4 protein-coding genes are annotated in these 4,968 nt (G+C 59.3%); 1 reads left to right on the top strand and 3 read right to left on the bottom strand.

Going from position 1 to position 4,968, the window contains the following annotated elements; translation table 11 throughout:
- The first annotated feature begins 462 nt into the window (after nucleotides 1–462).
- Nucleotides 463–756, top strand: a complete 294-nt coding sequence (locus RDN59_RS11430) for a type I restriction-modification enzyme R subunit C-terminal domain-containing protein (RefSeq protein WP_246818760.1) — start codon at nucleotides 463–465, stop codon at nucleotides 754–756.
- Nucleotides 757–924: 168 nt separating this feature from the next.
- Here the strand turns inward: RDN59_RS11430 and leuS are convergent, their stop codons facing one another.
- The 3 genes from leuS to RDN59_RS11415 form a co-directional block, all read right to left on the bottom strand.
- Nucleotides 925–3,774, bottom strand: a complete 2,850-nt coding sequence (leuS, locus tag RDN59_RS11425) for a leucine--tRNA ligase (protein ID WP_308607944.1) — start codon at nucleotides 3,772–3,774, stop codon at nucleotides 925–927.
- 441 nt (nucleotides 3,775–4,215) lie between these two features.
- Nucleotides 4,216–4,563, bottom strand: a complete 348-nt coding sequence (locus tag RDN59_RS11420) for an excisionase family DNA-binding protein (RefSeq protein WP_308607946.1) — start codon at nucleotides 4,561–4,563, stop codon at nucleotides 4,216–4,218.
- Between the two features lie 235 nt (nucleotides 4,564–4,798).
- The coding region (locus tag RDN59_RS11415) for a PhnA domain-containing protein (protein WP_308607945.1) at nucleotides 4,799–4,968 on the bottom strand (170 nt) is incomplete at its 5' end.

Raw genomic sequence — 4,968 nt, 5'->3', positions numbered from 1 at the left:
ATCACACTCGAAGGACCAAACATGCGCCTCACCACCAACGCATAACCACCAACAACGCCTGAGTGAGACACCGCTACCGGATACTCACTCAGGCGCTACCAGATACTCACCACACCGCTACCATTTCAGTCTTCTGAACAGTTGTTGGCAAAGTTGTTTAAGAGTTGTTTTTCTCGACACTCAAGCCTCAGAAAAACAACTTCCTGGGAAATGGATATCGAAGAGAGGTGAACCAGGCAAGGGTTTTTTGAAAATTCACGCTCGAGGGAATGCGCACGTCCATGTTTTGGACTCAAAGAAGGAGCGCCAACCGCATACAACAAGCAATTTTGAAAGAAGGAATGAGTATGAATTCCACCTGCAGAATTGGACGTACCGTCATTTGCGCCTTAAACCCTAAAAGTCGCGCCGCCCCGAAAATTACATATGGCTACTTAATAGAAGATAGCTTTTACTAATGGCATGGACCGTGACACGCGCAAGGCCGCGGTCATGGATTTAGCCGATGAGCTGGGGAATTTAGTCGCGGTCTCCCCCGCCCTGGAGGAACAGCTCGGCGTGGGCCTTCCCCGCTTAGTCCGCACCATCATCGGGTTGGACGAATCCGCGGCGCGTTCCGCGTTTGCGGACATGATGGACGGCGCACGCCTGAACTCGGTGCAGCTGGCCTTCATGAACCAGATCATCGGCGGGTTAGTCCACAACGGAATCGTCACTGTCGCGGAGCTCTTTGAGAGCACCTTACGACAACTATAGTTCCCCCTTCGACGCCTTTGACGGCAACATGGCCACCATCCATGACATCAAGGAGCGCCTAGAGCGCGCATTGAACACAGCGTGGATGAGGTGCCCCTAAGGCCGTTCCTGAGGCACCTCAGAGGCGGTGCCGGAGTAACCGCAGGAACGGCGCTTTCTTGGGGCGAGTTACTTCACAACGAGGTTGACCATGCGGCCCGGGACGTAAATCTCCTTGACCACGTTCTTGCCGGCGGTCAGCTCCGCGATGCGCTCATCTTCCTTGGCAATACCCACGACCGTGGCTTGGTCGGCGTCGGCAGGCACCATCACGCGTGCCTTGACCTTGCCGTTGATCTGCACCGGAACCTCAATCTCATCGTCAACGAGGTACTTCTCATCGAACTCCGGGAAGGACTCGTAGGTGATAGTCTCATCGTGGCCGAAGCGCTTCCACAGCTCCTCCGCAATGTGCGGGGCGACAGGGGAGACCAGCTGGGCCAAGGGCTCCACCGCGGCGCGCGGGGCGCCCTTCGGGTAGGCCTTCGTCAGGTAGTTCACGTACTCGATGAGCTTGGCCACCACGGTGTTGAGGCGCAGGTTTTCGTAGTCGTCACGCACGCCGGCGATAGTGCGGTGTAGGTGCTTCAGGTCGTCCTCGGAGAGCTCCGCGTCCGTCGTGGACAGTTCGCCGGAGTTCTCGTCGATGGCCAGGCGCCACAAGCGCTGCAGGAAGCGCTGCGCACCGACGACGTCCTTAGTTGCCCATGGGCGGGAAGTGTCCAGCGGGCCCATCGACATCTCATAAACGCGCAGGGTATCGGCACCGTACTCGTTGCAGATCTCATCCGGGGCCACGGCGTTCTTCAGGGACTTGCCCATCTTGCCGTACTCCTGGTTGACCTTTTCATCCCCGTAGTAGAACGCGCCATCGCGTTCTACTACCTCGGCGGCGGGGACGTAGACGCCGCGGGAATCGGTGTAGGCATAGGCCTGGATGTAGCCCTGGTTGTACAGGCGGCGGTAGGGCTCCTTGGAGCTCACAAAGCCGAGGTCGAAGAGCACCTTGTGCCAGAAGCGCGAGTAGAGCAGGTGCAGCACGGCGTGCTCAACGCCACCGACGTAGAGGTCAACGCCACCCGGGTCGTTGGCGCCGTGCTCTTCTGGGCGCGGGCCCGTCCAGTAGCGCTCGTTCTCCAGATCGCAGAAGATCTCATCGTTCGTCGGATCGATGTAGCGCAGCTGGTACCAGGACGAACCTGCCCACTGCGGCATGACGTTGGTATCGCGGTAGTAGGTCTTGGGGCCATCCCCAAGACCCAGGTCCAGCTCCACCTCAACCCACTCGCGAGCCTTGGCCAGCGGCGGCTGCGGGGAGGAATCGGCGTCATCCGGGTCGAAGGACACCGGCTTGTAGTCTTCTACCTCCGGCAGCTCGATGGGCAGCATCGACTCTGGCAGCGGGTAGGCCTGGCCGGCCTCGTCGTAGACGATGGGGAAGGGCTCGCCCCAGTAGCGCTGGCGGGCAAACAGCCAGTCACGCAGCTTGTACTGGATCTTCTCGCGGCCCACGGCCTGTTCCTCCAACCACGGGATGATGGCAGCGATGGCCTCATCCTTGGACATGCCGTTGATATCCAGGGAATCGTTGGCGGAGTTCACGGCCTTGCCGGACTCCGTGTAGGCCTCCTTGGTGATGTCGCCGCCAGCAACCACCTCAGTAATCGGCAGGCCAAAGACGGTGGCGAACTCGTAGTCACGGGTATCGTGCGCCGGGACCGCCATGATGGCACCGGTGCCGTAGCCGGTCAGGACGTAGTCCGCGATGAAGATCGGGACCTGCTTGCCGTTGACCGGGTTGGTGGCATAAGTGCCCAGGAAGACACCCGTCTTTTCCTTGTTCTCCTGGCGTTCCAGGTCGGACTTCGCGGCGATGGAAGCGCGGTAGGCTTCTACGGCCTCCTTCGGATCATCGTGGCCAAAGGTCCAGCTCTCGTCGACGTCATCCTCGTAGGGGATGGGGGAGAGGAGGGCGTCGACAAGCTCGTGCTCCGGGGCCAACACCACGTACTCCGCACCGAAGAGGGTGTCCGGGCGGGTGGTGAAAACTTCGATGTTATAGCCCTCGGCGTGGAAGCTGACCTCCGCACCGCGGGAGCGTCCAATCCAGTTGCGCTGCATGGACTTGACCTTTTCGGGCCAATCCAGAAGCTCCAGGTCCTCGAGCAGACGGTCGGAGTAGGCGGTAATGCGCATCATCCACTGGCGTAGGTTCTTGCGGAAGACCGGGAAGTTACCGCGCTCGGACTTGCCCTCCGCGGTGACCTCCTCATTAGCCAGCACGGTGCCCAGGCCCGGGCACCAGTTCACGGTGGAGTTGGACAGGTAGACCAGACGGAACTCGTCGAGTGCTTTGCGCTGCTCTTCCTTGGTCAGGTCCGCGTAGTAGCGGCCGTCCTTGGTGGTGCGCTTGCCCACCTCGAGTTCCTTGATGAGCTCAGAGATCGGGCGCGCCTTCTGCTGCTCCTCATCAAACCAGGAGTTATAAATCTGCAGGAAGATCCACTGCGTCCACTTATAAAACTCCGGGTCAGTCGAGGCCACCGAGCGGCGCGGATCATGGCCCAGGCCCAGAAGGCCCAGCTGGCGGCGCATATTCTTGATATTCGCCTCCGTCGTGGTGCGCGGGTGCGTACCCGTCTGGATGGCGTACTGTTCTGCCGGCAGACCAAAGGCGTCATAGCCCAGCGTGTGCAGGACGTTCTTGCCCAGCATGCGTTGATAACGCGCGTAAGTATCCGTAGCGATATAGCCCAGCGGGTGGCCCACGTGAAGGCCCGCGCCGGACGGGTAGGGGAACATGTCCTGGATGTTCATCTTCTCCGCGGGAAGTTCCTTACCCTCCTCCGCGAGCGGCCCAACTGGGTTCGGCGCGTTGAACGTACCGTTATCCTTCCAGTACTGCTGCCAGGCACTTTCAATTTGCGCGGCGAGCTCCGGCGTGTAGCGGTGGGTGGTGTTATCGCTCGGGTTAGTCATGGTTAGACAGTGTAGTCACCGCACGGACATCTCCCCAGTTAGACCCAGCTAGACCGCGTCCTTTTCCGCAGCGCGGCGGCGCCACTGTCGACGCCCCCTTGTTCTCCCTAGGCATCGCCACTAAAATCGCCATTGTTCTACATCTCACTATCCAAGGTTCACCAGTCAATGAACAAGGACGCAGAGCACCGGTCTACCGGACGTTCAGTCAAGGCAGTTGAAGCGACGACCAGCACTTCGTTGCGCGAAGTCAATCAGCGTTCCGGCCGCAAAGTGCAAGCGGTGGCTGCCGGAATCTTAAGCCACAATCCAGAGCCTTACTCACAGCCAAGCAGCACAGACTTTCTACCTTCTGGTGCCGACGTTGTTTCGTTACTGGACCGAGAAGACCGCTTGTGACGATTTGTGCGGTTACTTCGGCACTTCAAAAACGCCGAGATTTTAGCCACGCCGCGCCATCTCTGCCACTTCCTTGCGGGCGTCTTTAAGGATCTGCGCAATGTCAGCTGCGTCTGCAGCATCTACGTCATAGGCACCAGCTGCTTGGGCTTCAGTCGCCAGCTCTCGCAGCGCTTTACGACGTTCAGTCCGCTGTCCATCCCGGTACTGCAGTAGGTCAACAAGCCGAACCCGCCTATGCTTGCCCCCTGTGGTGCACTCAAACGGAATCGACCCATCCTCGAGCTTTTTCACCAAAGTTGGCCTACTAATACTCAGCAAGTCTGCTGCTTCCTGGGTTGTGAGCAACTGGTCCACCGGCGCAACAGTAATAGCCTTTCCTTGTCGCATCACACGAACAACGTCTGACAACACGCTTAATACTTGTTCGGGCAGAGCCACCATTAGTCCGTCGGGTCGTACCAACGCAGCAGGCCCCTCCAGCTGTTTAAGAAACCTGCTCACATCGAGCACGGCCTCTAGGTCTTGTGGCGGAAGGGTCGTGTGCGGGCGATTCCGTAGTGCATTCATGAGACTATTTTAGAGGAATTCGAAAAACTCGAAAGGGTGACCCAGGGTGGACGCTCTAAACCTTCTTCACCACAGCAGGCTTGAGCTGCATCGCACCGAAGCCATCAATCTTGCAGTCAATGTTGTGGTCTTCCTGGCCGGCGCCGGCATCGACGCTGAGGCCGATGCCCCGCCCCCCGGTGCCAGCCTTTAGCGGCTGCCGCGCGCCCCTGACCCTAAACGCCT

This window comes from uncultured Corynebacterium sp., from assembly GCF_902489365.1.
Taxonomy (GTDB): Bacteria; Actinomycetota; Actinomycetes; order Mycobacteriales; family Mycobacteriaceae; genus Corynebacterium.
This window is presented reverse-complemented; position numbering and strand designations above follow the sequence as displayed.